Origin of the sequence: Pacificitalea manganoxidans, from assembly GCF_002504165.1 — a bacterium.
In the GTDB taxonomy this organism is placed as follows: Bacteria; Pseudomonadota; Alphaproteobacteria; order Rhodobacterales; family Rhodobacteraceae; genus Pacificitalea; species Pacificitalea manganoxidans.
This window is the reverse complement of record NZ_CP021404.1, coordinates 1,650,265-1,674,133: the sequence shown is the minus strand read 5'-3', so window position 1 is coordinate 1,674,133 and position 23,869 is coordinate 1,650,265. Positions and strand designations below refer to the sequence as shown.

The following is a 23,869-nucleotide window of genomic DNA, read 5'->3' as shown; positions in this document are numbered from 1 at the left end:
ACAGGACATATGCGCCGACCACCGGGGCCGAGGGCGGCCCGGATCGGCAGGGTCGGAACGCGGCGCCAGGCGCGTTAGCCAAGCACCGCCAGCGCGGGGAAGGTTTCAAGCAGCCAGTAGGAGAAGCGCGAGAACCCGCCCGTCAGCATCAAAAGCCCGATGGTCCACAGCAACAGCCCCATGATCCGTTCGATCCGCGCCATATGACGCTTCATCCATGCCATCACCCCGCCCATCGACGGGAAGAATGCCGCGACGAGCAGGAACGGAATGCCGAGACCCGCCGCATAGATGCCAAGCAGCAGCGTGCCGCGCGCCAGATCGGCCTCGGACGCGGCAAGCGACAGGATCGCGCCCAGCTGCGGACCGATGCACGGCGTCCAGCCAAACGCGAAGGCAAGCCCCAGAACATAGGCGCCAAAGGCCGAACCGCCCCGGTCGCCCGCGTCCAGCCGCGCTTCGCGTTCCAGAAACGGCAGACGCACGATGCCAAGGAAATGCACCCCGAACAGCATCACCATCACGCCTGCCAGCGCATTGAACAAGGTCTGGTTGCGCAGGAAAAACGTCCCAAAAGCCGAGGCCGTGAACCCCAGCAGCAAGAATACGGTCGACAGACCCAAGACGAAAAACAGCGCCGCCAACAGCACCTTACCCCGCGCATGGCCTGCGCCCGTGGCCGTGTCGCTGCCTTCCATCTGCGCCATCGACACGCCACCCATATAGGCCAGATAGGGCGGCACGATCGGCAGGACGCAGGGGCTGAGAAAGCTGATGATCCCAGCAAGAAGCGCGATACCGATGGCCGGCATGAGGGCTGCGTCAATGATCTCGAAACCGAACATGGGCTCTCCGCGTGGCTGGTCTGCTCCCCCCTTAGCGGCTTGCGCGTCTCGGGTCACGGGGGCGGGACCGGGACCGGATGTCACATTCTCGTAGATCGGGTTCACATCGGATTGCGCGACCCGCCGAGGACGGCGGGCGGTTGGCTGACAGAGCCTTGCAATCGGATCGCGGGATGAAGGCCCATAGACAGACCTAATGGCGTGTTTTCATCCGCATCCTCCCGACGCGGCTTGCTAGTAGAGCCTGCGGACACCCGCGCGGCGCAGTTTCCGCCGGTCCAGCGCGCTGCGTGGTTGAACCCGCGCCACGCGCACCCCATAACCGGAACAGTCCTGCGGCCCGGCCGCGTCACCTGTTGAAACGGATCCATGCTTGATACCGCCTTCTGGCTCACCGCCGCCGCCATCCTGCTGCTGCTGGTGCTTTCCGCCTTCTTCTCGGGGTCCGAGACCGCACTAACCGCCGCCTCCCGAGGGAAGCTCCGCAGCCGCGCCGATAAGGGCGACAGCGGCGCAGGCACGGCGCTCAAGGTGACCGAGGACAGCGAACGTCTGATCGGCGCGGTCCTTCTGGGCAATAACCTCGTCAACATCCTTGCGACTTCGCTGGCCACCGCCATGTTCACCCGGCTGTTCGGGGAAAGCGGCGTCGCGATGGCGACGCTGGTGATGACGCTTCTGGTGCTGATCTTTGCCGAGGTGCTGCCCAAGACCTATGCCATTACCAATTCCGAAGCGGCGGCAAGCCTTGTCGCGCCGGTGATCCGTGTGGTCGTCATCATCTTTACCCCCGTGGTGTCGACGGTGCGGGCCGTGGTGCGCGGCGTGCTGGCACTGTTCGGGGTAAAGACCGACCCAGACGCATCGGTTCTGTCGGTGCGCGAGGAGATCGCCGGTGCGCTGGCGCTCGGCCATTCGGAAGGCGTGGTTCAAAAAGAGGATCGTGACCGGTTGCTCGGCGCGCTCGATCTGGGCGAACGCACGGTGGAAGAAATCATGCTCCACCGCTCCAAGATCGAAATGATTGATGCTGACGCGGCGCCAGAGCAAATTCTGAGCCAAGCGCTCGAAAGCCCGCATACCCGCCTGCCGGTCTACCGGGACGATCCCGAAAACATCGTGGGCGTCATCCATGCAAAGGATTTGCTGCGCGCGATGGATCGGCTGGTGCGGGGGCCGGATGCCTCTGCCGAAGGGCTAAAGGCCTTTGCCGTCACCGATGTGGCGATGAAGCCCTATTTCGTCCCCGAAACGACGACGCTTGACGATCAAATGCGCGAATTTCTGCGCCGCCACACGCATTTCGCTTTGGTGGTGGATGAATACGGCTCGTTGCAGGGGTTAATCACGCTGGAGGACATCCTCGAAGAGATCGTGGGCGAGATCACTGACGAATTCGATCTGGATGAGGACAACCCCGTCCGCCGCACCGAAACCGGCGATTATATCGTCGACGGCGCCATGACGATCCGTGACCTCAACCGCGCCTGCGACTGGTCGCTGCCCGATGACGAGGCCAACACGGTGGCCGGTCTGGTCATTCACGAGGCTCAGACGATCCCGACGCAGGGGCAGGTTTTCTCGTTCCACGATTTCCGGTTCGAGGTCATGACCCGCAAGGACAATCGTCTGACCCGTCTGCGCATCCGCCCGTTGGGCTAGGATAGCGCCGCGCGGGTCTGCTGCCGCCCGCGCGTCGCTATCGATTAGCCCGGCAAGGACCCTAACGTCCCTTGAACAGCCCGCCTAGGATGCCGCGCACGACCCTCCGCCCCGCTTGGGTGCCGAGTTGGCGGGCGAAGCTTTTGGCAAAGGCTTCGCCGACGCTGTCTGAGCGGGAGCTGCGCTTGCGGGGCGTGCTGGCCTGATTGCCCGCCGATGAGCTTCCGCCCCTGCTGTGCGTGCCGCCATAGCGGCGGCCTGCGCGCGGGCGGGGGGCGTCGTCGCCATCGGTCTCTGCCTCCACGTCCATCGCGGCCTCCTCGGCGGCGGCCTCGGCCCGGGCTTTCAGGATTTCATAGGCGCTTTCGCGGTCCAAAGCGGTGTCGTATTTTCCCCCAAGCGGTGAGGCCGCACGCAACGCGGCACGGTCCTGCGCCGGACCCAACCGGGAGGATGGCGGGCGGATCAGTGTGCGCTCCACGATTCCCGGCGCACCTTTGCGCATCAGAAACGAAGTCACCGCCTCGCCAGTGCCGACCTCGCGGATCGCATCCTCCGTCGAAAAGCGCGGGTTGTCGCGATAGGTTTCTGCCGCTTGCTTCAATTCCCTGCGGTCCCGCCCGGTGAAAGCGCGCAGCGCGTGCTGCACCCGGTTGCCCAACTGCCCCAGAATGTCTTCGGGCACGTCGGCGGGGTTCTGGGTGATAAAATAGACACCGACGCCCTTCGACCGGATCAGCCGCGCCACTTGCTCGACCTTCTCCACCAGCGGCTTGGGCGCGTCCTCGAAAAGCAGATGCGCCTCGTCAAAGAAGAAGACGAGCTTTGGCTTCTCGGGATCGCCCACCTCTGGCAGGGTCTCGAACAATTCCGACAGCAGCCAGAGCAGAAAGGTCGCGTAAAGCCGCGGCGCGCCCATCAGCCGGTCGGCGGCGATGATGTTGATACGCCCGCGCCCTGTGGCATCTTTCAGGAACAGATCATCAAGCTCCAGCGCCGGTTCGCCAAAGAAATGCGCCGCGCCCTGCCCTTCGAGCACCAGAAGCCGCCGTTGGATCGCGCCGATGGAGGCGGTCGACACATTGCCATAGCGCAGGCTCAGATCGCGGGAATTTTCCCCCAGCCAGACCAGCAGCGCCTGAAGATCCTTGAGATCCAGCAGGGCAAGCCCCTGTTCATCGGCGGTGCGGAAGGCGATGTTCATCACGCCTTCCTGCGCTTCGGTCAGTTCCAGCAGGCGCGAGAGCAGCAAGGGCCCCATCTCCGCCACGGTGGTGCGCACCGGGTGGCCCTGCTCGCCGAAAAGATCCCAGAACGTGACCGGAAACGCCTCGTATCGGTAGGTTTCGGCAAAACCGATCGTCTCGGCGCGGGCCATGAAGGCGTCATGCAGCTTGAACTCCGGGCTGCCCGCCTCGCCCAGCCCCGACAGATCCCCCTTCACATCCGACAACACCACCGGCACCCCGGCCGCCGACAGGCTTTCAGCGAGGATCTGGAGCGTCACGGTCTTGCCCGTGCCGGTCGCCCCGGCAATCAGCCCGTGGCGGTTGGCATAGTTGAGCAGCAATACCTGCGGCTCCGCATAGCCGGGGCCGCCGCCTCCAACGAAAATCCGATCCATGACTGCCCTCGTCCGCTCTGTGTCCGTAATGACAATACAAGCTTAACCTTTTGAGGCCAGAGTGGTTTTCAGTCTCCCTGCCGGCCCGCGCCGGTGGTGGGGCGGATATCCCTCCTGTTGACCTGACCGCGCCCCTCACCGGGCGCGGTCCTTTTTAGGGCCCACAGGATGCAGGCCGGGGGAGCGCCCTGCCACATGCCGCATCAAATTCCCGCGAATCCCTTGCAAATTTTCCCTGTTGACCGTTTCCGCCATTCGTCCTAGCGTCCCCCACATAAGTCGGCCCGTCCGACAGGGAGCGTATAAAAAAATGCAAAAAGGGGTCCTTCGGGGCCCTTTTTTCATGGGGGCACGCTTCTGCTCTGCGTCGGGGCCTTGCCGCTGCGTTAAGGTTTCTTGCCGCAACACGCATCGCGGCGATTGCGGGTGCCCGCATTCCCGCTATGGTCACGACCATGCAGACAAGTTTTCAGATCGAAACGCAGGGCCCCGCGCTCTATGAATTCACCGCGCAGGTGGCGCGGTGGGTGCAGAGCGTTGGCTCGGACGGTTTGCTGACATTGATGATCCGGCACACCTCGGCCTCGCTCGTCATTCAGGAAAACGCCGACCCGGAGGTGCAGACCGATCTGCTGGCCTATTTTGATCGGCTGGTGCCGCCCTCCTCCGATGCCTCCATGCGATACCTCACCCATACCTATGAAGGCCCCGACGACATGCCCGCCCATATCAAGGCCGCGCTGTTGCCCGTGAGCCTGCAAATCCCTGTCGCGCAGGGGCGGATGCGGCTGGGGACGTGGCAGGGCATCTATGTCATGGAACACCGCCTGCGTCCGCAGCGGCGCGAGATCGCGGCGCATTTCGCCTGAGCCCCCGATTTATGCCGCAGATGCTAACTCCATATGGAGTAGCGGCAATTCCGGTCTACCCAAACCCTAGAGGCTGGCCTATAGTGCCTGTGGATAGATTGGGGGCGACCCCAAGTAGACAGTTGAAGGGGTCCGGGGATGCGCTGCCCGTTTTGCGGTAATGTCGATACGCAGGTGAAGGATTCCCGCCCTGCGGAAGATCACGTCGCCATTCGCAGGCGGCGGTTCTGTCCGTCCTGCGGCGGTCGGTTCACCACCTATGAACGGGTGCAGCTGCGCGATCTGGTGGTCATCAAGACCAATGGCCGGCGCGAAGATTTCGACCGCGATAAACTGGAACGCTCGATCCGCATCGCATTGCAGAAACGCCCCGTGGAGCGCGAACGCGTCGACCAGATGATTTCCGGCATCGTGCGGCGGCTGGAAAGCATGGGCGACACCGACATCCCGTCCAAGGTCATCGGTGAGATCGTGATGGAGGCTCTGGCCCGCATCGACACCGTGGCATATGTGCGTTTCGCCAGCGTTTACAAAAACTTCCACTCCGCCGATGATTTCGACAAATTCGTCTCGGAGCTGCGTCCGCCGGTCACGCCGGAGCAGTGAGGTGACCCAGCGCGCCGGGACAGGGCCGGGTCACGGCCCCGCGCCGGGCCGTGCCACCGCAGAAACCGATCAGCGTCACATGGCTGCCGCGCTGACCCTTGGCGCGCGCGGATTGGGACGGGTTTGGCCCAATCCCGCTGTCGGCTGCATCATCGTTGATGCTCAGGGCCGGGTCGCCGGGCGAGGCTGGACCGCCCCGGGCGGCAGGCCCCATGCGGAGCCGCAAGCGCTGGCGCAGGCGGGCACCGCCGCGCGCGGGGGCACCGCCTATGTCACGCTGGAGCCTTGCGCCCATACCGGCCAAACCCCGCCCTGCGCCCGCACACTGATCGAAGCCGGTATTGCCCGCGTCGTCACGGCGCTGGAGGATCCCGATCCCCGCGTCGCCGGGGAAGGACATGCCATGCTGCGCGCCGCCGGCGTCGATGTGGTGACCGGCGTGCTGGAGGACCGGGTCCGCGCGATGCAGCTGGGGTTTCTCAGTCGCATCACACGCGGGCGGCCCATGCTGACGCTGAAGCTTGCCACCTCGCTCGACGGGCGCATCGCGACCGCCTCCGGCGAAAGCCAATGGATCACCGGGCCCGAGGCGCGGCGCCGGGTGCATGCGATGCGCGCCAGCCATGACGCGGTGATGGTCGGCGCCGGGACCGCACGGGCGGATGACCCCGGCTTGACGGTGCGCGGGCTGGGCATCAGCTGGCAGCCCGTGCGCGTGGTGGTGTCCCGGCGGCTGGACCTGCCGCTGGAGGGGCAACTGGCCCGCACCGCGCGGGATGTGCCAGTCTGGCTCTGTCACGGCCCGGACGCTGACCGTGATCTCATCGCCGCATGGCAGGGGCTGGGGGCGCGGTTGCTGGCCTGTCCCGTGGGACCGGATCGTCAGATCGACCCTGCCGGTCTGCTCGAAACGCTTGGGGCCGCAGGGCTGACCCGCGTGTTTTGCGAAGGCGGCGGCGCGCTTGCAGCTTCGCTTTTGCTGGCGGATGTGGTTGACCGGCTGGCGATGTTCGGAGCGGGTGTGGCACTGGGCGCCGAAGGGTGGCCCGCGCTCGGCGCGATGGGTCTGGGCGCATTGTCGGAAGCCCCGCGCCTGCGCCTGAGCCGCGTGGAGCAATTGGGAGGCGATGTATTGAGCCTGTGGGAGAAAGACCTGCGCGACGAGGTCTAAGGGTTGCACAGGCCCTGATGTCAGCGACCACCGGCACCGGGGCATCGCCTGCCTCACGCGACGATCCGACCGCCGCTGCGCAATGTCGGGCCAGTGCCGCCAGCGCCGCCAGCGCCCCCGGGCAAACCCTCCCTTTCCCTTCCACGTCATCCGGCCTAGAACCACGGGCGATAGGCGTAGCGCGGCTGCGCCCGGATGAAAGGCCCCTGCCCCGTCGATGGCGAAATGGCTCAACCTGTTGCTTCTGATCCTGTTTCCCGTGGCTTGGGCCGCGCCGCTGCTGCGCGCGGCGGTGTTGCCGCTGTTTCCCAGCCACGAGATCACGGTGCTGTCGGGGGTGGCGAGCCTGTGGCGCACCGATCCGGCGCTCGCGGTGGTGGTCGGGTTGGCGGCGCTGGTCGCACCCTATCTCAAAACGCTGCTTCTGGCCGCGATCCAGTTCGGGCGGCTGGGTCCCCGCGCGCTTTCGTGGCTTGTATGGGCGGGCAAACTCGCCATGGCCGATGTGTTCCTGATCGCTCTCTATATCGTGGTGATCAAGGGCATGGGCATCGGCCGGGTGGAAACCGCGTGGGGGCTTTACCTTTTCACCTTCTGCATATTGCTGTCGCTGGCGCTCAGCCTGAGCGCCCGCCCCAAGACCGGAGACATTTCTCGTGCCTAACGCCGTTGCCATCCTCGGCCTATTTTTGTTCTGGGCTTCGCTGTTCTGGCTGCCGCTGACCATCTATCGCGCGATCCGGGTGCCGGGCCGCCCCAAAAGCTGGGCCATCGCGGCGATCTTTGCGTTTCTGATGGTGTTCATGGGCTACACCCGGACCATCGCGCGGGCTCAGACAGCCGGGTTTTCGGCGCAGGAGGCCTTTGCGTGGTCAATCGCATGGCTGATGCCGATCGGGCTTGCGCTTTATCTGCGGGCGCTGCCGGACATGCCCGCACGGCGGCTCGACAAATATCTGGGGATCGCGGCGCTGCTGAGCTTCCCGTTGGCGCTGCCGACCTTGCCGCAGATCATGACGCCCATCGCCACGGCATTGTGGTAACGCCGTGAGCGGTGCTTCGATCCTGACCGTGCTCCTCGCCGCGCTGGTCGCCGCCGCGACCTTATGGGCGATGGTGCAAAGCGCGCTGCGCCAGCAAGCCGGGCAAAGCGTCGAACGGGCACTGGTGCAGGGGCTTCTTGTTCTGGCGCTGCTCGGGGCACTGGCGTGGTGGCTCGACATTCCGCCCTTGGGCCGGATCGCGGGCATCGGACTGGCGCTCATGGGCGTTGGCGCGGCGTTCCGGTTTCACGGCCACCACCGGGTGCCACCGGTCCTGCTTGCGGTGTTCGGCGTGGCGCTGCTGACGGGAAGGATGGGCTGATGGCAAAATCAATGGTGTTCACCTGCACCAATTGCGGCGCGCAGCATCCGCGCTGGTCGGGGCAATGCGATGCCTGTGGCGAGTGGAACAGCATCGTCGAGGAAGCACCGCTGTCAGCCGGACCGGGCAAGAAGAGCCTCGGCGCGCGGCGCGGCACGACGATCAAGCTGATGGATCTGGCCACTGCCGAAGCCCCGCCGCCGCGCACCCTGTCAGGTCTGGGCGAATTGGACCGCGTGCTGGGCGGCGGCTTGGTTCCGGCCTCCGCGACGCTGGTCGGCGGCGATCCCGGCATCGGGAAATCCACACTGCTGCTACAGGCCGCCGCCGCCTTTGCCGAAGCGGGGCTAAGTTCGGTCTATGTCACCGGCGAAGAGGCATCAGCGCAGGTGCGGATGCGCGCTCAGCGGCTGGGACTGGCGCAAGCGCCGGTGAAGCTGGCCGCCGAAACGGCACTGCGCGACATCCTGACGACATTGGATGAGCTGCGCCCCGATGTGGCGATCATCGATTCCATCCAGACCATGTGGTCCGACAAGGTCGAAGCCGCGCCCGGCTCGGTCAGTCAGGTGCGCGCCGTCGCACAGGAACTCACGACCTTTGCTAAAAGCCGTGGCACCTCCGTGATCCTCGTGGGCCATGTCACCAAGGAAGGCCAGATCGCAGGTCCGCGCGTCGTCGAACACATGGTCGATACGGTGCTCTATTTCGAGGGCGAACGCGGCCATCAGTTCCGCATCCTGCGCGCGGTCAAGAACCGCTTTGGCCCGGCAGACGAAATCGGCGTGTTCGAAATGACCGGCGGCGGGCTGGCCGAGGTCGCGAACCCCTCGGCGCTGTTTCTCAGCGATCGCGAACAGCCCGCGCCCGGCTCGGCGGTGTTTGCCGGGATCGAGGGCACCCGCCCCGTGCTGGTCGAGTTTCAGGCACTGGTCGCCCCCGCCCCCGCAGGGCAGGCGCGGCGCTCCGTCGTGGGATGGGACAGTTCGCGGCTGGCGATGATCCTTGCGGTGCTGGAGGCGCGCTGCGGCATCCCGTTTGCGGGGATGGATGTCTATCTGAACGTCGCGGGCGGGTTGCGCATCGGCGAACCGGCCGCCGATTTGGCGGTGGCGGCTGCGCTGCTTTCCGCGCGTGAGGATGTCGCATTGCCCGCAGGATGCGTGGTTTTTGGTGAGATCAGCCTATCTGGTGCCCTACGCCCGGTGGGGCAAACGGAAAACAGGTTGAAAGAGGCGCAAAAACTTGGTTTCACCGAGGCGGCTTTGCCCGCCCGGTCCAAGACCTCTGCCGGGCAGGGGCTGCGACTGCGCCAGATGGGGGACCTGACGGCATTCGTCGGGGACATGTTCGGCGCCGGTTAGCGCCCGCAAAACAACGGAACAAGGGCACTCATGAACGGGTTCACGATATTCGACGCAGGCGTAGCCGTCGTCATCATCCTCTCTGCGATACTCGCCTATAGCCGCGGCTTTGTCCGCGAAGCACTGGCCATCGCGGGGTGGATCGGGGCGGCCGTGCTGGCCTATATCTTTGCACCGCAGGCCGAGCCGCTGGTGCGCGAAATTCCGGTTGTCTCCGATTTTCTGGACAACTGCCCCGCCTCCACCATCGCGGCCTTTGCCGGGGTGTTCGCGGTTGGCTTGGTGATTTTCGCGTTGTTCACACCGCTGTTTTCGTCGGTGGTGCAGCGCTCCGCGCTTAACGCGGTGGATCAGGGTCTGGGCTTCCTCTACGGCGCGATCCGGGGGATGTTGCTCGTGGTGATCGCGCTCATCGTCTATGACTTCGTGGTCGGCGGCGACGGCCTGCCGGTTGTCGAAAACTCCCGCTCCGTCAGCGTGTTCGACAGTATGAAGGTCCGCATCACCGGCGAAATCACCAGTCAAGAAACCGTGCTGGAATGGCTGACCGGCCGGTTCGAAGGCCTGATCGAGCGCAGCTGCGGCATCGAAGATACCGCGGACGTGACCCCTGCCCCGGCTCCGGTGACGCCCGCCACCGACAGCACCGTTACCCCGGATGCAGGCACCGGCACCGCCACCGGCAACTAAGCCTACCGCCTAAACAAATCAGAACCCGCCGCTTTCGAATGCGAAACGGCGGGTTTTTCGTGCCCGCAGGGCAGGTTCGGGGCAAGTCGCTTGACCCACCCCCGTGCAATTGACGATAAGATTTTCTCTGGATGCAGAGCTGCCCCCCTGTTTTTGCCGTAGCTCCGCCCCATATTCTGCGATGCAGCATCCGCTGTAGACGAGATCGAAACCATTGGAGCGCATAAGTAACCGAGATGGATTGGGACAAACTGAGAATCTTTCATGCCGTGGCCGATGCCGGCAGTCTGACCCACGCGGGGGACGTGCTGCATCTAAGCCAGTCTGCCGTCTCGCGGCAGATCCGGGCTTTGGAGGACAGTCTCAACACCACGCTGTTCCACCGCCATGCGCGCGGGCTGATCCTGACCGAACAGGGCGAGCTGTTGTTTGACGCGACCTCGGCCATGAGCAAACGGTTGGAAACCGCCGAGGCCCGCATCCGCGACAGCGAAGAGGAAGTGTTCGGTGAATTGCGCGTCACGGCGACGACCGGCTTTGGGTCTCTGTGGCTGGCACCGCGGCTATCGGCGCTCTATGAGGAATATCCCAACCTCAAGATCGACCTGATGCTGGAAGAGCGGGTGCTCGACCTGCCCATGCGGGAGGCTGACGTGGCCATCCGCATGAAGGAGCCGAGCCAAGCCGACCTGATCCGCAAACGGCTGCTATCGGTGCGGATGCGGCTCTACGCGAGCCCCGAATACCTTGCCAAACGCGGCACCCCGCAAAGTCTCGATGACCTCTCTGGGCATCGCCTGATCTGTCAGAACCTCGCAGCCGTGCAGGTGGCCGCCGGTGCGTCGCTGGTGCAGATGCTGATGACCCACGATGTCGGGTCCCGCCTGACGGTGAACAACTATTTCGGCGTGCTTCAGGGCGTCATCAACAATCTCGGCATCGGCGTGCTGCCCGACTACACCGCCCGTGATCCTGCCAACAATCTGGTGCGCGTGCTTCCCGAAGTGGAAAGCAACGAGGTGCCGGTGTTTCTGGCCTACCCCGAGGAACTGCGCCAGTCGAAGCGCGTCGCGGCGTTCCGGGACTTCGTCACGCGGGAAATTATGGCCGAACGGGTCAGGCAGCGCGAAGATGAGGACGACGCCGCCTGAGCCGCGCTCAGCGCCTCTCCGGGGCAAAGCTATGCGCGGGGTGACTTCCTGCGCAGATCAAACGGCAAGCATCGCCCCGCCGCTCTGCCCGCCTAGAAGGCGATTGCCACCGAAGCAGGCGCTTGCGGAACGCCTCATGGCCCACAGAAACTAGATGTGCACGAACAACTCGCCCTTGGCGCGAAATAGTGCCTCGCGACTTTCGTCTTATGTGCGATATGCGCAACGCTCATGGCGGGTATGATCTGGTGGCGCAAGAAAATTCTTGAACCAGCCCCCCACGGCACCTAAATGATCCGTATCAGACGTTGCCAAGGCAATGTCTTTTACCTCCCTGTTGGACTTGGGCCGAGCTTAGCTCGGCCTTTTTTTTGGCCAAACGCGATCTGGTGCACGGACTGCTGGGATTATGAGCAGCATTGCGGGTGGATACGCCGGTTTGGCGGCACAGCATAAACTTCGACTGTGCATTCCGAAAATCCCGCACCTGTCAAGATGTTATGGAGGAGGCCCCGCGCCCGCGCAGGAGGTTTTTGCAGATATGCAAAGTTAGCGGCGGGGTGCAGAAGCTGTTTCAACCTGCCGCTCGGCCACAAGTCGCCCCGCAACAGCCGCGCATGGCCTTAGCGCGTGTCGATTTTAGATCGGTGGGCGGTTAGCCATGCGTTCCCGCCCGCCTGCGTTGTCGCCGAAGTCGGCGTTTGTCGTGCTATGTCCAGACCGGTCGGGCCGCGTTTACGCAAACAGGTCGTGGCACAGGTCCAGCGCGTCGATCAGGCTGTCCACCTCTTCGACCGTGTTATAGAGGCCAAAGCTCGCGCGGCAGGTGGCACTGACGCCCAGATGCTCCATCAGCGGACCCGCGCAATGGTGGCCTGCGCGCACCGCGACGCCCTTTTTGTCGAGCACGGTGGAAATGTCATGCGGATGCGCCGCGCCTTCCAGCGTAAAGGAGAAGATCGCCCCCTTACCCGCCGAATTGCCCTGAACGTTCAGCCAGTTCAGACCGGCGAGCCGCTCCCGCGCGTAATCGCGCAGCACCCGCTCATGGGCCGCGACATTCTCCATGCCGAGGCCCATCATATACTCTAGCGCCACGCCCAGCCCGATCTGCGACACGATGGACGGCGTGCCCGCCTCGAACCGCATCGGCGGATCGGCGTAGCTGACAGCGTCCTTGCTGACCTCGCGGATCATGTCGCCGCCACCCATGAAGGGCCGCATCTCGGCCATCCGGTCGCGCCGGATCCAGATCGCGCCCGATCCCGACGGACCGTAAAGCTTATGTCCCGTGATCGCGTAGAAATCCGCGCCGATGGCCTCCACATCCACCGGCATGTGCACAGCGGCTTGGGATCCATCGACCAGCACCGGCACGCCCTTCTCGCGCGCGCCCGCCGCGATGGCGGCAACATCGACGACAGTGCCCAACACGTTCGACATATGGGTGACGGCGATCAGCTTGGTGCGCGGGGTGATGGCGTCCAAGACCGCCTGCGGATCGAGATCGCCATCGGCATCCACATCGACCCATTTAATGACCACGCCCTGACGTTCCCGCAGGAAGTGCCACGGCACGATGTTGGCGTGATGCTCCATCACCGACAGGATGATCTCATCCCCCGGTTCCAGCCGCGGCATCGCCCAGCCATAGGCGACCAGGTTGATGCCATGCGTGGTGCCGGTTGTGAACACCACCTCCTCCTCGTCCGCCGCGTTGAGAAAGCGCGCGATGGTGCCGCGGGTGCCCTCATATTTTTCGGTGGCGAGGTTCGACAGGTAGTGCAGCCCGCGATGGACATTGGCGTATTCGGCGGCGTAGCCCTGCGTGATCGCGTCGATCACGACCTGCGGTTTCTGCGCCGAGGCGCCGTTATCCAGATAGACCAACGGCTTACCATTGACGGTGGAGCCAAGGATCGGGAAGTCGCGGCGGATCGCGGTGACGTCATACATCGGGGATCTCTCCCATGAAGGTGATGCCGAGGCTGGCCATCAGGATCGAAACCCCGAGCACGAAGCCGGTCAGCGAAAGCAGAATGGCCAGAAACACCAGTCCCGGATTGCGAAATCCGTGCACGACGGTCACGAATTGGGTGAATAGCCAGAAAAACACGACGATGCCCGCCATACCGATCATCGCGCCCAAAGGCGGGATCAGCAGCGACAGCAGGATCTGCACCAGTTGCAGGCAGAGCATCATGAATTGCAGCCAGCAGACGGTGACCTGCACCGCCTCGAAGCTGCCGGTGCCCCCCATCGCCCGTCCGATCCAGTAGGTCGCAAGGATCGAGATCAGCAGCAGCACGCCCTGCATCAGGCCCAGCACCAGCGGGCTGGCAAAGAGCGGGGAGATCATGCCTTCGCCGGTGTCGAGCATCGGGCTCAGCGTGCCAAAGCTCACAAGCACGGAAACCTGCGCCGCCAGCACGGACAGGATCACCACCAGCAGCAAGGCTTGCCACAGAATGCCCCGGCTCAGGTTCAGGGCGATCAGGTGCCCGGCGGCCTGACGCGGGCTGCGCAGGGTCAGGGCGATCAGGTCTCTCAGGCGCGGCAGCTCGGTCATCGGGGTTCCGTCATACGGGGGATCGGGTGGATTTAGGCGGGCACCGCAGGGGGGTGTCGCTCCGCCTCATAAAGCGTGCCGGCCCAGATGGCAAAGAACCCGGCAGCCACAATCGCGTCACTGGCGACAAGCGCCGGTCCCGGACCGATTAGCCCGGAAACCAGCCCCCGCAGCAGCATCAGCGGCGACACGGCCAACAAGGTCCAGAACAACGCCGCGCGGGCCCCATAGAACGTGCCGCGCCCGCCCATCAGCCGGGCGATCAGATGCGACAGCGCGGCAACGCCATAGAGCAGCAAGGGCAGCAGAAAGAGCAACGCAAGAAAGGCACCTCCCACCAGCGCGTCAAGCGGCGTGTCGCCCAGATGCGCCTCACGGGCCAGCCGGGGCCATTGCGCCACGAACAGGATGGCGCAGGCGCTCATCAGCCATGCGATGGCACGGTCTTCGCGCGGGCCCGCCTCAAGAATGGATCGCATGACGGCGCGCGGTGCGCGGTAGCTGCGCAGAATTTCGGTGGTGATCGCCATGTCGGGCCTTTCGGGAAAACCCGCCGCCACGGGGGATGCGGCGGCGGGCAGATCAGATCGCAGGCCAGATCAGCCGCGGCGGCGCGACAGCCAGCCTTCCAACTGAGCGAGGATCTCACCGGCGATGGTCTCATCCTCGATTTCCTGAATAGCTTCGGCCACGAAGGCGAGAACCATCAGATCCTGCGCGATCGGCTCGGGGATGCCCCGCGACCGCAGGTAGAACAGCGCGGTTTCATCAATCGCGCCCGAGGTGGAGCCATGCGAACAGGCCACGTCATCGGCGTAGATCTCCAGCTCCGGCTTGGCAAGGAACTGGCTCGCCTCATCCAGCAGAAGCGACTGGCTGATCTGGTAGCCATCGGTCTTCTGCGCGCCGGGTTTCACCAAGATCTTGCCTTGGAAAATGCCGTTCGCACCGTTGCGCAGCACCTTCTTGAACACCTGACGGCTTTCGCAATTAAGCGCGTCATGGGTGATGAACACCGTGTCATCATGGAGGAAATCGCCATCCCCCAGCGCCGCACCGGCAATATGGGCCGAGGCATCGTCGCCGATGATGTCGATCACCGCCTCGTTCCGGGTCAACACGCCATTGGCGGTCAGCGTGAACGACTTGAAAAGAGACTCCCGACCAACGCGTGCAAAGATATGCGTCGCGGCACGACGCTCGTGATCGCGGCCTTGGGTGCGGATATGATGGAACGCGCCGGTCTCGGCCACGTCGACCTCGATCACCTGATTGAAGCGTGCGGCCGCAGGGCCGTTCTCCAGCAGGGTCAGCGCAGCACCCGGCTCCACGCGGATCACGTGGTGCAGGCAGGCGTCGGAACTGTCGTCGCGGTGGTGATAGACAATATTCACCGGCTTCGACGGTTTACCGGTCACCCGGATCAAGATTCCGTCAGTCGCGTAGGCACTGTTCAGCGCGGCAAGCGGGCGCTCGACCGGGGTCTGACCATCGGTTTCCAGCGCGCCATACAGATCCTGCGCCCAGTGAATATCCGCCTCGGAAGTCGCGAGACGTTCGATCTCGATCCCTTCAAGCGCCAGCGGATCGCTGGCTTCGGCATCGAACACACCATCAACGAAGGCCAGCGTCAGCCGGTCGATCGCATCAAATGTGGGTGCGGTTTTGGCGTCAAACGTCGCTGCAGTCGGGGCCTCGGGCTGAGTCAGTGTCTCAGGCCGGGTCCATTTCCAATACTCGTCACGCGGTTGCGGCAGCCCCATCGCGCGCAGACGCGACAGCGCCTCGGCACGGGGGCGGGCCTGCCAGCCAGCGCCGGGAACGGTGCCGAGCGCAGCAATGCGCGCTTCGGTCACGTCCTGACGCCGCTGAGCCAGAGCCTGTTTGCGTTCAGTGGCTGCGGTCATCAGGCCACCTCCGCTTTCAGGTCGGCATAGCCGTTCTTTTCGACCTCAAGCGCCAACTCGGGCCCGCCGGTCTTGATGATGCGACCGTTGGACATGATGTGGACGACATCGGGTTTGATGTGATCCAGCAGGCGCTGGTAGTGCGTGATCACAAGGAACCCGCGGCCTTCGTCGCGCAGCGCGTTGACGCCATCGGCGACCAGTTTCATCGCATCGACATCCAGACCGCTATCGGTCTCGTCGAGGATGCACATCTTCGGCTCCAGCATCGCCATTTGCAGGATCTCGTTGCGCTTCTTCTCACCGCCGGAGAAGCCGACATTGACCGGACGCTTCAGCATGTCAGCGTCGATTTCCAGCGCCTTGGCACGCTCGCGCACGACCTTGAGGAAGTCGCCCGCGCTCAGTTCTTCTTCGCCGCGGGCTTTACGCTGTGCGTTCACGGCGGTGCGCAGGAAGGTCATGTTGCCGACGCCGGGGATTTCCACCGGATACTGGAACGCAAGGAACAGGCCAGCGGCGGCGCGCTCTTCGGGTTCCATATCGAGGATGTCTTCGCCGCCGAGCGTGGCGGAGCCTTCGGTCACCTCATAGCCGTCGCGGCCCGACAGCACATAGGACAGCGTCGATTTGCCGGAGCCGTTGGGCCCCATGATCGCATGCACCTTGCCCGCCTCGACGGTCAGGTCGACGCCTTTGAGGATCTGCTTGTCCTCTTCTTCCAGTTTGACGTGCAGGTTTTTGATTTCCAGCATGAATTCTACCTTCGTATCTAGCGGGCGCGCGCGGCGCGGCCCATGTGTCAGGCGATGGTGACGGCCGTTCCGGAGGCCGAAACCATCAGCATGTTGTTGATGACTTCGTAGTCGAGATCGATGCCCACGACCGCGTTCGCGCCCAAATCCGCCGCACGGTCCTGCAATTCGTTCAGCGCGGTAGTCCGAGCCTCGCCCAGCGAGCGCTCATAGGCCCCCGAACGCCCGCCGATGATATCCGTGACCTGCGCGAACAGATCGCGGAACACGTTGGCGCCGAGGATCGCCTCGCCGACGACGATGCCGTGATATTCGGCGATCTGGTAACCTTCGACGCTATTGGTGGTCGTGGTAATCATCGGCGTGGTCTCCTGTCAGGCGCCGCCGGGCGCGAACCCGGCGACGGGGCAATGCGAACAGTTGGACGGGCGGTGGATCAGCCCACCGACCCTTCGAGCGAGATCGCGACAAGCTGCTGCGCTTCCATCGCGAATTCCATCGGCAGCGCTTGCAGCACCTCCTTGCAGAACCCGTTGACGACCAGCGCCACGGCTTCTTCCTCGTCCATGCCGCGCTGGCGGCAATAGAACAGCTGGTCATCATCGACCTTGGAGGTGGTGGCCTCGTGTTCGACCCGGCTCGAGTTATTCTTGACCTCGATATAAGGCACCGTATGCGCGCCGCAATCGGACCCGATCAGCAAGCTGTCACACTGGGTGTAGTTGCGGCTGTCGGTGGCCTTCGCATGCATCGAAACCAGCCCGCGATAGGTGTTCTGCGCCCGGCCCGCGCTGATGCCCTTGGACACGATGCGCGACTTGGTGTTCTTGCCCAGATGGATCATCTTGGTGCCGGTATCCGCCTGCTGCATGTTGTTGGCGATGGCGATCGAATAGAACTCGCCTTGGCTGTCATCGCCACGCAGGATGCAGGACGGGTATTTCCAAGTGATCGCGGAGCCGGTTTCAACCTGCGTCCACATCACCTTGGCCCGCGCCTCGCGGCAATCGGCGCGCTTGGTGACGAAGTTGTAGATCCCGCCCTTGCCGTTCTCATCGCCGGGGAACCAGTTCTGCACGGTCGAATATTTGACCTCCGCATCCTCCAGCGCGACGATTTCCACCACGGCGGCGTGAAGCTGAGCGGTGTCCCGCTGCGGGGCGGTGCAGCCTTCGAGGTAGCTGACATAGCTGCCCTTGTCGGCGATGATCAGCGTCCGCTCGAACTGACCGGTGTTTTCGGCATTGATGCGGAAATAGGTCGACAGTTCCATCGGGCAGCGCACGCCCGGCGGCACATAGACGAACGACCCGTCAGAGAAGACCGCCGAGTTCAGCGTGGCAAAGAAATTGTCGCTCTGCGGCACGACGGAGCCGAGGTATTTCTTGACCAGTTCCGGATGCTCGCGGATCGCCTCGGAGATCGAGCAGAAGATGACACCGGCCTTAGCCAGTTCCTTCTGGAAAGTCGTGCCGACGGAGACACTGTCGAACACCGCGTCCACCGCGACCTTGCGGCCTTCGGCGGGGGCGTTTTCGGCCCCTTCGACACCGGCGAGGATCATCTGTTCCTTCAGCGGGATGCCCAGTTTTTCATAGGTGGCGAGCAGCTTGGGGTCGACCTCGTCCAGCGACTTGGGCTTTTCCGCCATGCTCTTGGGCTTGGCGTAGTAATACTGGTCTTGGTAGTCGAGCTTGGGATAGTCGACCATCGCCCAATCGGGCTCTTCCATTTGTTTCCAGCGGGCGAACGCCTCAAGCCGCCAGTCGGTCATCCACTGCGGCTCTTCGTTCTTTTCCGAGATCAGACGAACGATGTCCTCGTTCACGCCTTTGGGGGCATATTCCATCTCGATGTCAGTGTTCCAGCCGTATTTGTAGGTGCCCATCGACTGAACGGTTTCGACCGTCTCGCGATCGACGCCTTCGCGGACCTCCAGGTCCTTGTCCAATGCGGTCATGTTGACGCGTTCCTCTTACTGGCCGGACCGGAAAACCGGGACCGGCATCCGCATCACGCCGCGCGGGCGCAATACTTGCGATATTGAGCGATCCACGCCTCGGCGAAGCGGTGGACCTCGTTTTCTGTCGTGTCCGGGCCGAGTGAGACCCGGATGGCGCTGGCAGCGGTCGTGTCGTCGTGGCCCATGGCCTGCAACACCCGGCTGGCGCGAACCTTGCCACTGGAACAGGCCGACCCGGCGGAAATGGCGAACCCGGCAAGGTCCATCTGCATGACCTGGGTTTCGCCCTTCCATCCCGGCACCGCGATGCAGCTGGTGTTGGGCAAACGCTGCGCTGCCCCGGACCCTGCCGCACCATCGGTGCCTTTCCCGACCAAAATAATCTCCTTTGACTCGGATTCCAGCGCCTTTTCTAGAATATTTCTAAATTGCGCAACCCGTTCCCAAACGCCGCTCTCCAGATCGCGCATCGCCGCCTGCGCCGCAGCGGCGAAACCGGCGATGCCGATGACGTTTTCGGTGCCCGAGCGGCGGCCCATCTCCTGCCCGCCGCCCCGGATGCGCGGCGCCAGATCGGTGCCCCGGCGCAAAACCAGTGCGCCGATGCCTTTTGGCCCGCCCAGCTTATGCGCCGAAATGAGCGCCATCTGCGCGCCGGTCCAGTTGAACGCCAAAGGCAGCTTGCCAAAGGCTTGGGTCATGTCCGACACCGCCAGCCCATCGGGCAAGGTCTGCACCACGCCGGTTTCCGAATTGGCAAGTTGCAGCGTCGCACGGGCCGGATCAGGCACGGTGACCGCCCCGGCAGCATCCACGACAAGAGAGGGCGCAGTCCACGCGCCGACCGCGTCATGCTCGATCCCCGCAGCCGCCAGATCGCGCCCCTCGAGCGCGAGCGCCGCCGCTTCGGTGGCGGAACTGGTAAAAACGATATCCGCCCCATCGGCACCGAAGGCCTCGGCGATCTGCCCACGGGATTTCTCGACCAAGGCCTTCGCCGCGCGACCTTCGGCATGGACCGAGGACGGATTGCCCACGATGTCCATCGCCGCGATCATCGCGGCGCGAGCCTCGGCCCGCAGGGGCGTCGTGGCGTTCCAGTCCAGATAGGCGCGGGTGCGGACCATGATTATTCGTCCACCAGCTCAAACAACGAGGGCACCGCCGGACAGGGAGCAAGGCTGTTGCCGATCACGTCGGACAGACGCGTCTGGTGCAAAAACACATAGACATGCGCCGAAAAACCCTCCCACAGACGATTGGTCAGCGATTGCGCCCGGCTGCCGGAAACGAGACCCGAAGCCCCGGCCCCGCGATGCATGGCGCTGACGGTTTCATCCACCGCTTCGAGAATTTCCGACACGCGGATTTCATCGGCGGAGCGGCTGAGCCTGTAGCCGCCGCCCGGCCCCCGGACGCTCTCGACCAGCTTTGCGCGGCGCAGCTTCACGAACAACTGTTCCAGATAGGCCAGCGAGATATTCTGCCGCTTGCTGATCTCGCCCAGCGTCACCAGACCGGATTTCGATTCCAGCGCCAGATCGGCAAGGGCGACCATCGCGTAACGGCCCTTTGTGCTCAGCTTCATGTTCCGCCCTCAACCTGTGTGTTGCGGCGGTCGCAGCACCGCCCGCCTGTTTTAGCCAATGCGACGAAAGTCCGGCCATTCCCCTTGGACCTGCGCGCCGAAAGGCACGCGGAAAGCCCGAAGGATCGCCCGACCCCCGCCAGACCATTGACGCGAGCCCTGTGACAACTTAACTCGCAAAGGCCCTGCCATCGGTCCGACCGATGAAATTAGAACTGTTCTAGATAGACCGTCCCGGCCCGTCAACACTGACGCGAGCAGCGCCACGCTGCGGGTCTGGCCGCGCAAGAAAAGAGAGCGAGTACGGATGCCCGAGGTTATCTTTCCCGGACCCGAGGGCCGGCTTGAAGGCCGGTACCACCCCCAGAAGACCAAGGACTCGCCGATCGCCATCATTCTGCATCCGCATCCGCAGTTTGGCGGGACGATGAACAACCGCGTCGTCTACAACCTGCATTACACCTTCTATAACATGGGCTTCACCGTGCTGCGGTTCAACTTCCGCGGTGTCGGGCGCAGTCAGGGTGAATACGATCAGGGTGTGGGCGAACTGTCCGATGCGGCCTCCGCGCTCGATTACCTGCAATCGATGAACCAGAACGCGAAACATTGCTGGGTCGCGGGTTTCTCCTTTGGGGCGTGGATCGGGATGCAGTTGCTGATGCGCCGCCCCGAAATCACCGGGTTCGTGTCCGTGTCGCCGCCCGCCAATATGTATGACTTCTCGTTCCTTGCGCCCTGCCCCTCCTCCGGGTTGATCCTCAACGGCACCGCCGACCGCGTTGCCCCGCCGAAGGACACTCATTCGCTGGTGGGCAAGCTGCATGAGCAGAAGGGCATCACCATCACCCATCATGAGGTCGAAGGTGCCGGGCACTTCTTTGAAGATCCGCACATGTCCCCGATGCTGGAAACCGTCGACGGCTATGTCCGGCGGCGCCTGACAGAGACCACGCGCTAATCGTGGCGGAAGGTGCATTCTCTCCCGCCGTCGAGACGCCGGATCTCACCGCCCAGTTGCGGTTTCTGGTCGAAGCTGACCGTCTGAAGGCCGTGCTGCGGGCCTCGCGCCTCTGCGATGGCTCCCGTTTCGAAAACAGCGCGGAGCATAGCTGGCACGCGGCGCTCTATGCACTGACCCTCGCCGGGCAGGCCGGGTCCGGTGTGCAGATCGACCGGGTGATCCGGATGCTGCTGCTGCATGATCTGGTGGAGATCGACGCAGGCGACACGCCCATTCATCTGGATCTCGACCCGGCCTTGCAGGAAGCCGCCGAACAGGCCGCCGCCGACCGCTTGTTCGGGCTTCTGCCCGCTGAGCAGGGCGCCGAGTTTCGCGCGCTGTGGGACGAATTCGAAGCCGCCGAAAGCGCGGATGCGGTGTTTGCAAAGTCGCTCGACCGTGTCGTGCCGCTGTTGCAGAACCTTGCCAATGACGGGGGCAGCTGGGTCGATTACGACGTGCGCTGGTCCCAGATCGTGACACGGGTCGGCGATAAGGTCGCGCGCGGCGCGCCGGATCTCTGGACCCATGTCGCCGGACTTGTGCGCCCGTGGTTCGCGGCGCGTGGCCGCGACGACTTGGCCTGAGGCGCAGATGGCAACCGATATCCTCACCCAGATCGCTGACAAGCTGGCACAGGATGTGCTGGCCGCCGAGGCACGCGCGAAAAACGATGATCTGGTGGACGAGATTTCCAAGGGCATCGGCGCGACCTCGACCACCCTGCAAGAAGCGTTCATGACCCAGATCCGCGTCCGCCGGGCAGAAGCACGGGGACGCGCGCTGCTGGCGCAGTTGGTGCCGGAGACCGCCGCAGGCGCAGCGGACGAAAGCGCCGACTAGCCCGGCGTCACGTCCCGCGCCATGTCAGAGGCTGCGCGTGCTTCCAGATGTTCGCGCAGAATCGCGGCATTGCGCAGGTTCGCCTTGAACCCGAAATCGACCAGATCGCCAATCACCGGCACCAGCCCGATGGCATAATCGAGACCGGTATTGATCCCCATCCGTGCCAGTTTGCTCTTGGGCAGGCCATGCTGATGCGCCCGCCAGACCATCCACGCCGACGGCAGCAGCGTCAGCGTATCCCCGATCCCGGGGATAAGCCCCACCAGAGAATCCAAACCAAAGCGGAACCGCGTGCCGGGCACCCCGTATCGCGCATCGAGAAGCCGCGCGAGTTTCTCGATCCGGGCAAGGTCAGCAGCGGCATCGGGCGGCATACGCTTGCGGGCCGTGGTATCCGGGGCGGGCGTCGGGCGGGTATGGTGCGGCGGCAGGGTTGTGGTGGCGGGCATCGGGATCTCCTTTCCCGGATCAAGCGCTGACGCCGGGTCGCGGTTCCCTCCCCGCCCCGAAGCCCCATCTTGCCCCATCTCTAGGCAGGGCTGCCTCGGGATCGTGAGCCGCTGCATTAAATTGCCGGAAATTCGGTATACAAATGTATACTGACTTCCGCTGCCCGCCCCGCCGCGCTATGCCGAAGATGAGATTACACGCATTCCCAAGGAGAGGGACGTCATGACCAAGATCAAGGTAGACAACCCGATCGTCGAACTCGACGGCGACGAGATGACCCGCATCATGTGGCAGTTCATTAAGGACAAGCTGATCCTGCCCTATCTGGACATTGACCTGCTGTATTATGATCTGGGGATCGAGGAGCGCGACCGCACCGACGACCAGATCACCATCGACGCCGCCGAGAAGATCCGCGACGTCGGCGTGGGCGTGAAATGCGCCACGATCACCCCGGACGAGGCGCGAGTGGAGGAATTCGGCCTGAAAAAGATGTGGCGCTCGCCCAACGGGACGATCCGCAACATTCTGGGCGGCGTGATTTTCCGCGAACCGATCATCTGCCGCAATGTGCCGCGGCTCGTGCCCGGATGGACCCAGCCCATCATCGTGGGCCGCCATGCCTACGGCGATCAGTATCGCGCTACCGATTTCCGCTTCCCCGGCAAGGGCACGCTGACGTTGAAATTCGTGGGCGAGGACGGCGAGACCATCGAGCGCGAGGTATTCCAGAGCCCCAGCGCCGGTGTGGCGATGGCGATGTATAACCTTGACGACTCGATCCGTGACTTTGCCCGGGCGTCGTTTAACTATGGGCTGACGCGCGGCTTTCCGGTTTATCTGTCCACCAAGAACACGATCCTGAAGGCCTATGATGGCCGGTTCAAAGACCTGTTCGAGGAGGTGTTCGAAGCGGAATTCCGCGAGCAGTTCGACGCGGCGAAGCTGTGGTATGAGCACCGGCTGATCGACGACATGGTGGCCTCGTCGATGAAATGGTCCGGCGGCTATGTTTGGGCCTGCAAGAACTACGACGGTGATGTGCAATCCGACACTGTCGCGCAGGGTTTTGGCTCGCTGGGGCTGATGACTTCGCTCCTGATGACGCCGGACGGCAAGATCGTAGAGGCCGAAGCCGCCCACGGCACCGTCACCCGCCATTACCGCCAACATCAGGAGGGCAAGCAGACCTCCACCAACTCCATCGCGTCGATCTATGCATGGACCGGCGGGCTGAAGCACCGCGCCAAGGTGGACAGAAACGACGCGCTGATGACCTTTGCCACGACGCTGGAGAAAGTCATCGTCGATACGGTCGAATCCGGCTGGATGACGAAAGACCTCGCCTTGCTGGTGGGCCCCGATCAGAAATGGCTGACTACGATGGGCTTCTTGGAGAAAATCGACGAGAACCTGAACAAGGCTTTGGCCGGGTAAGCAT

The 23,869-nt window shown here is 63.8% G+C and carries 26 protein-coding genes; 14 read left to right on the top strand and 12 right to left on the bottom strand.

Going from position 1 to position 23,869, the window contains the following annotated elements:
• Nucleotides 1-74: 74 nt before the first annotated feature.
• Entirely contained in the window at nucleotides 75-845 is a 771-nt protein-coding gene (locus tag CBW24_RS07560) for a cytochrome c biogenesis CcdA family protein (RefSeq protein ID WP_088663971.1), read from the bottom strand.
• Between the two features lie 369 nt (nucleotides 846-1,214).
• Here CBW24_RS07560 and CBW24_RS07555 point away from each other — a divergent pair, with 369 nt between their 5' ends.
• Complete coding sequence (locus CBW24_RS07555; protein ID WP_088663970.1) at nucleotides 1,215-2,507, top strand: HlyC/CorC family transporter; 1,293 nt, start codon at nucleotides 1,215-1,217, stop codon at nucleotides 2,505-2,507.
• Between the two features lie 61 nt (nucleotides 2,508-2,568).
• Here CBW24_RS07555 and CBW24_RS07550 read toward each other — a convergent pair whose 3' ends face one another.
• Nucleotides 2,569-4,131, bottom strand: a complete 1,563-nt coding sequence (locus CBW24_RS07550) for a helicase HerA-like domain-containing protein (protein ID WP_097373183.1) — start codon at nucleotides 4,129-4,131, stop codon at nucleotides 2,569-2,571.
• Nucleotides 4,132-4,586: 455 nt separating this feature from the next.
• Between CBW24_RS07550 and CBW24_RS07545 the strand changes: the two genes are divergently transcribed.
• The 9 genes from CBW24_RS07545 to CBW24_RS07505 all read left to right on the top strand — a co-directional run bounded on the left by CBW24_RS07545 (nucleotide 4,587) and on the right by CBW24_RS07505 (nucleotide 11,347).
• Nucleotides 4,587-5,000: a secondary thiamine-phosphate synthase enzyme YjbQ gene (locus CBW24_RS07545; RefSeq protein ID WP_088664085.1), complete on the top strand. Its 414-nt coding sequence runs from the start codon at nucleotides 4,587-4,589 to the stop codon at nucleotides 4,998-5,000.
• 138 nt (nucleotides 5,001-5,138) lie between these two features.
• Entirely contained in the window at nucleotides 5,139-5,606 is a 468-nt protein-coding gene (nrdR, locus tag CBW24_RS07540; protein ID WP_088663968.1) for a transcriptional regulator NrdR, read from the top strand.
• Between the two features lies 1 nt (nucleotide 5,607).
• Nucleotides 5,608-6,777, top strand: coding sequence for a bifunctional diaminohydroxyphosphoribosylaminopyrimidine deaminase/5-amino-6-(5-phosphoribosylamino)uracil reductase RibD (gene ribD / locus CBW24_RS07535; protein WP_269779736.1), 1,170 nt, complete (start codon nucleotides 5,608-5,610; stop codon nucleotides 6,775-6,777).
• A gap of 217 nt (nucleotides 6,778-6,994) precedes the next feature.
• Nucleotides 6,995-7,441, top strand: a complete 447-nt coding sequence (locus CBW24_RS07530) for a paraquat-inducible protein A (RefSeq protein WP_088663966.1) — start codon at nucleotides 6,995-6,997, stop codon at nucleotides 7,439-7,441.
• Nucleotides 7,434-7,820, top strand: a complete 387-nt coding sequence (locus CBW24_RS07525; protein ID WP_088663965.1) for a hypothetical protein — start codon at nucleotides 7,434-7,436, stop codon at nucleotides 7,818-7,820. The genes CBW24_RS07530 and CBW24_RS07525 overlap by 8 nt, the downstream gene beginning before the upstream one ends.
• A 4-nt stretch (nucleotides 7,821-7,824) precedes the next feature.
• Nucleotides 7,825-8,142, top strand: a complete 318-nt coding sequence (locus CBW24_RS07520; RefSeq protein WP_097373181.1) for a hypothetical protein — start codon at nucleotides 7,825-7,827, stop codon at nucleotides 8,140-8,142.
• Nucleotides 8,142-9,506: a DNA repair protein RadA gene (radA, locus tag CBW24_RS07515; RefSeq protein ID WP_088663963.1), complete on the top strand. Its 1,365-nt coding sequence runs from the start codon at nucleotides 8,142-8,144 to the stop codon at nucleotides 9,504-9,506. Before CBW24_RS07520 ends, radA begins: the two co-directional genes overlap by 1 nt.
• 30 nt (nucleotides 9,507-9,536) lie before the next feature.
• A complete protein-coding gene (locus CBW24_RS07510; RefSeq protein ID WP_097373180.1) occupies nucleotides 9,537-10,196 on the top strand; it encodes a CvpA family protein in 660 nt (219 codons plus the stop codon).
• 236 nt (nucleotides 10,197-10,432) lie between these two features.
• A complete protein-coding gene (locus CBW24_RS07505; RefSeq protein WP_097373179.1) occupies nucleotides 10,433-11,347 on the top strand; it encodes a LysR family transcriptional regulator in 915 nt (304 codons plus the stop codon).
• A 735-nt stretch (nucleotides 11,348-12,082) separates the two neighbouring features.
• Here CBW24_RS07505 and CBW24_RS07500 read toward each other — a convergent pair.
• From CBW24_RS07500 to iscR, 9 genes are all read right to left on the bottom strand, one after another.
• On the bottom strand, nucleotides 12,083-13,303 hold the full coding sequence (locus CBW24_RS07500; protein ID WP_097373178.1) for a cysteine desulfurase: 1,221 nt from the start codon (nucleotides 13,301-13,303) through the stop codon (nucleotides 12,083-12,085).
• The gene (locus CBW24_RS07495) at nucleotides 13,296-13,916 is read right to left on the bottom strand and encodes a YIP1 family protein (protein ID WP_088663959.1); all 621 of its coding nucleotides are present in this window, start codon (nucleotides 13,914-13,916) and stop codon (nucleotides 13,296-13,298) included. The genes CBW24_RS07500 and CBW24_RS07495 overlap by 8 nt, the downstream gene beginning before the upstream one ends.
• Before the next feature lie 32 nt (nucleotides 13,917-13,948).
• A complete protein-coding gene (locus CBW24_RS07490) occupies nucleotides 13,949-14,446 on the bottom strand; it encodes a YIP1 family protein (RefSeq protein WP_097373177.1) in 498 nt (165 codons plus the stop codon).
• Nucleotides 14,447-14,515: 69 nt separating this feature from the next.
• A complete protein-coding gene (locus CBW24_RS07485) occupies nucleotides 14,516-15,823 on the bottom strand; it encodes a SufB/SufD family protein (protein WP_088663957.1) in 1,308 nt (435 codons plus the stop codon).
• Nucleotides 15,823-16,578, bottom strand: coding sequence for a Fe-S cluster assembly ATPase SufC (gene sufC, locus CBW24_RS07480; protein ID WP_088663956.1), 756 nt, complete (start codon nucleotides 16,576-16,578; stop codon nucleotides 15,823-15,825). Before sufC ends, CBW24_RS07485 begins: the two co-directional genes overlap by 1 nt.
• A gap of 47 nt (nucleotides 16,579-16,625) precedes the next feature.
• Nucleotides 16,626-16,937, bottom strand: a complete 312-nt coding sequence (locus CBW24_RS07475) for a heavy metal-binding domain-containing protein (protein WP_088663955.1) — start codon at nucleotides 16,935-16,937, stop codon at nucleotides 16,626-16,628.
• 77 nt (nucleotides 16,938-17,014) lie between these two features.
• Nucleotides 17,015-18,538 (bottom strand): Fe-S cluster assembly protein SufB, encoded by a 1,524-nt coding sequence (sufB, locus tag CBW24_RS07470; RefSeq protein ID WP_097373176.1) that lies wholly within the window; start codon nucleotides 18,536-18,538, stop codon nucleotides 17,015-17,017.
• Nucleotides 18,539-18,591: 53 nt separating this feature from the next.
• A complete protein-coding gene (locus CBW24_RS07465; RefSeq protein ID WP_088663953.1) occupies nucleotides 18,592-19,668 on the bottom strand; it encodes a cysteine desulfurase family protein in 1,077 nt (358 codons plus the stop codon).
• Between the two features lie 2 nt (nucleotides 19,669-19,670).
• Nucleotides 19,671-20,129, bottom strand: coding sequence for a Fe-S cluster assembly transcriptional regulator IscR (gene iscR, locus CBW24_RS07460; protein ID WP_088663952.1), 459 nt, complete (start codon nucleotides 20,127-20,129; stop codon nucleotides 19,671-19,673).
• A gap of 307 nt (nucleotides 20,130-20,436) precedes the next feature.
• Here iscR and CBW24_RS07455 point away from each other — a divergent pair, with 307 nt between their 5' ends.
• Genes CBW24_RS07455 through CBW24_RS07445 form a run of 3 tightly spaced genes read left to right on the top strand, consistent with a single transcriptional unit; the run spans nucleotide 20,437 to nucleotide 21,975 of the window.
• Entirely contained in the window at nucleotides 20,437-21,090 is a 654-nt protein-coding gene (locus tag CBW24_RS07455; RefSeq protein ID WP_088663951.1) for an alpha/beta hydrolase, read from the top strand.
• Nucleotides 21,091-21,092: 2 nt separating this feature from the next.
• Nucleotides 21,093-21,719, top strand: coding sequence for an HD domain-containing protein (locus tag CBW24_RS07450; protein WP_097373175.1), 627 nt, complete (start codon nucleotides 21,093-21,095; stop codon nucleotides 21,717-21,719).
• A 7-nt stretch (nucleotides 21,720-21,726) separates the two neighbouring features.
• The gene (locus tag CBW24_RS07445) at nucleotides 21,727-21,975 is read left to right on the top strand and encodes a hypothetical protein (RefSeq protein ID WP_097373174.1); all 249 of its coding nucleotides are present in this window, start codon (nucleotides 21,727-21,729) and stop codon (nucleotides 21,973-21,975) included.
• On the opposite strand, the gene CBW24_RS07440 is transcribed toward CBW24_RS07445, so the two are convergent.
• On the bottom strand, nucleotides 21,972-22,427 hold the full coding sequence (locus tag CBW24_RS07440) for a DUF4112 domain-containing protein (RefSeq protein ID WP_232530261.1): 456 nt from the start codon (nucleotides 22,425-22,427) through the stop codon (nucleotides 21,972-21,974). The genes CBW24_RS07445 and CBW24_RS07440 overlap by 4 nt on opposite strands.
• Nucleotides 22,428-22,650: 223 nt before the next feature.
• Here CBW24_RS07440 and CBW24_RS07435 point away from each other — a divergent pair, with 223 nt between their 5' ends.
• A complete protein-coding gene (locus CBW24_RS07435) occupies nucleotides 22,651-23,865 on the top strand; it encodes an NADP-dependent isocitrate dehydrogenase (RefSeq protein ID WP_097373173.1) in 1,215 nt (404 codons plus the stop codon).
• Nucleotides 23,866-23,869 lie beyond the last annotated feature (4 nt).